This window comes from Paenarthrobacter sp. CM16, from assembly GCF_013179505.1.
Classification (GTDB): Bacteria; Actinomycetota; Actinomycetes; order Actinomycetales; family Micrococcaceae; genus Arthrobacter.
Genome location: NZ_JABMCX010000451.1, coordinates 1 through 2,556 on the forward strand (window position 1 = coordinate 1; position 2,556 = coordinate 2,556).

Sequence of the window (2,556 nt, forward strand, 5' to 3'; positions counted from 1 at the left end):
GTTGCTGGCCCCCGCCGGAACACCGGAGGGCGCCAACTGCACGCGACGCCAATACCGCGAGGACACCCTCATCCTGGAAACGGATTGGGAGGTGGAGGGCGGCTCCGTCCGGGTCATCGACTTCATGCCCGTCCGCGACGACGCCGTGGACCTGGTGAGGATCGTCGAAGGCCTGTCCGGTGAAGTCACCATGAACATGGAACTGGTTTTGCGCTTCGACTACGGCCGGGTGGTCCCATGGGTCCGCCACGGGGAGCACGGGATCAGCGCCGTGGCCGGCCCCGACTCGGCCTACCTCACCACCCCCGCGCCCTTGGAGGGCCGGGACAAACGGACCTTCAGCGAATTCACCGTCCGCGCGGGCCAACGCGTTCCCTTCGTGCTGCGCTGGGCACCAAGCCACGAGCGGGAACCACGCCGGATCAATCCGCTGCATGCCCTTGAAGCCACGGAATCGTTCTGGCTGGAATGGATCGGCCGCAGCGAGATGACCGGCAAGTACAAAGAACCGGTGGAGCGTTCCCTGATCACCCTCAAGGCTCTGACGTACGCACCTACAGGCGGCATCGTGGCCGCAGCAACAACGTCCTTGCCTGAGCAGATCGGCGGACCGCGAAATTGGGATTACCGGTACTGCTGGCTGCGGGACGCCACTCTGACGCTGCAGTCCCTGCTGGCCGCCGGCTACACCGAAGAGGCATCCGCGTGGCGGGACTGGCTGCTGCGCGCGATCGCCGGCGACCCCTCGGAGCTTCAGATCGTTTACGGGCTCGACGGCGCCAGGAGACTCCCGGAGGCGGACATCCCCTGGTTGTCCGGTTACGAAGGTTCACTGCCGGTCCGCACCGGAAATGCGGCCGCTCCGCAGTTGCAACTGGACGTATGGGGCGAGGTCCTGGACGGACTTTCGCTGACCCGGGCGGCTTCCCCTGACGGCGCCGTGGATAGCTCCTGGGATATCCAGGTGGCTTTGATGGAGTTCCTTGAGGGGGCTTGGGACCAGCCGGACAACGGACTGTGGGAGATGCGCGGCCCAAGGCAGCATTTCACGCACTCCAAGGTCATGGCCTGGGTGGCTGCGGACCGCATGGTCAAGGCCGTTCGAACCTCAGGCCTGCCAGGTCCTGCCGACAGGTGGGCCGCCCTCCGCAGCGAGATTCATCACGACGTCATGGCCAAAGGCTTCGACGAGGAACTCAACAGCTTTGTCCAGTCCTATGGAAGCAAGGAACTGGACGCGAGCCTGCTCCTGATTCCACGGGTGGGCTTCCTGCCGCACCGGCACCCGCGGGTTACGGGTACCGTGGACGCCATCCAGAAAGGACTCACCGACGACGGATTGGTCCTCCGGTATCGCACCCAGTCCGGTCATGACGGACTTCCGGGCGATGAAGGCGTCTTCCTGGCCTGCTCCTTTTGGTTGGTTGACGCCCTCCTGGGCATTGGCCGGCCGGATGAAGCAACGCAATTGTTTGAGCGGCTGCTCAGCCTGCGCAATGACGTGGGGCTGCTCAGTGAGGAATGGGATCCGCGAACGCAGCGGCACCTGGGCAACACTCCCCAGGCCTTCAGTCATTTCCCGCTCATTCACAGCGCCTTGCAACTCCACCAGGGCGAGGCCCACAACAGCGATACCCCGCTACACAAACCCAAGCACCCGGAAAGGGCAAGCGGCTCTACCCTTCGGAATGATCCTCGCCTTCGGTAGCTGAGGGTTCACCCTTGTGGCGGGCTTCCTCGAGGTGAAGATCCAGCTTGCGCTCGGCTTCGCGGCGGCGCTGGCCGACAGTCCGCATCTGTTGCGTCGTGGGGTCGCCACGGTCCTCGTACGCCGCACCGTTGGGCGCGACGGGCTGCACACTCTCTTGTTCGCCCATACCTCAATGGTCCCATCACCGGATGGTCAGCGATAGTAAAAAAACGGCCGTTGCGAGGCCCGCTCTGCGCCCTCCTACGAGTTCTTGGGGCGCAGAGCGGGCCTCACAACCAGCCTTTAGCGGCGCGTCTCGCCCGTGCCGGTGCCCTCGGTTTCGATGCGCTCCTTACGGACTTCCTCATCTACCTGGACGTCGTCGCGGACCGTGTCCTTTTCGAGCCGAACGCGCTCAACCGGAACGGTTTCCTTTTCCACCACGGGCCGTTCCTCGTGCAGGGTGACCTCATGTTCGCTCTCGGTCAGATCCGGACCGGACATGGCATCACCGGCGTTGGCATCCGTAATGGGCTCACGCTCCAGGCGGACTTCCTCGCGTTCCACAGGGACTGTGGTGGTGACGTTTTCCGTAGTGATGTACTTGCGCAGCCGGGCGCGGCCGGTGGTCTGCCTCTCGGTGCCCACATTCAGCTGCTCCTCGGAACGGGTCATGGCGTCATCGCCCCGGCCAATGGACGTGTCGCGGTCGGTATCGGTGTCCCGGTGATAGGCGCCGGTGTCTGTCGCGTCCCTGGCACCGAGGGTGTCCCGGGTGCCCACAGTATCCCGGGTTCCCACCGTTCCAGCGAAGCGTGCATCGTCATCGCGCTGGCCGCCGTAGTTTTCGCCGTCGCTGAGTCCGT

Annotated in this window: 3 protein-coding genes; 1 reads left to right on the forward strand and 2 read right to left on the reverse strand. The window is 64.7% G+C overall.

Annotated features, from left to right (window positions below):
- Positions 1-1,708, forward strand: a 1,708-nt coding sequence (locus tag HP499_RS23285; protein ID WP_172326428.1) for a glycoside hydrolase family 15 protein, incomplete at its 5' end; no start/stop codon positions are given.
- Here the strand turns inward: HP499_RS23285 and HP499_RS23290 are convergent.
- Positions 1,677-1,877 carry a hypothetical protein gene (locus tag HP499_RS23290; RefSeq protein ID WP_172326429.1) on the reverse strand — a complete coding sequence of 67 codons (201 nt, stop codon included), beginning with the start codon at positions 1,875-1,877 and terminating at the stop codon, positions 1,677-1,679. The genes HP499_RS23285 and HP499_RS23290 overlap by 32 nt on opposite strands.
- A 116-nt stretch (positions 1,878-1,993) precedes the next feature.
- A partial coding sequence (locus tag HP499_RS23295) for a YsnF/AvaK domain-containing protein (protein WP_253951766.1) occupies positions 1,994-2,556 on the reverse strand: 563 nt, incomplete at its 5' end.

Coding starts and splice junctions, on each gene's coding strand:
- HP499_RS23290 (WP_172326429.1), bottom strand. CDS start 1,877: ATGGGCGAACAAGAGAGTGTGCAGCCCGTCGCGCCCAACGGTGCGGCG.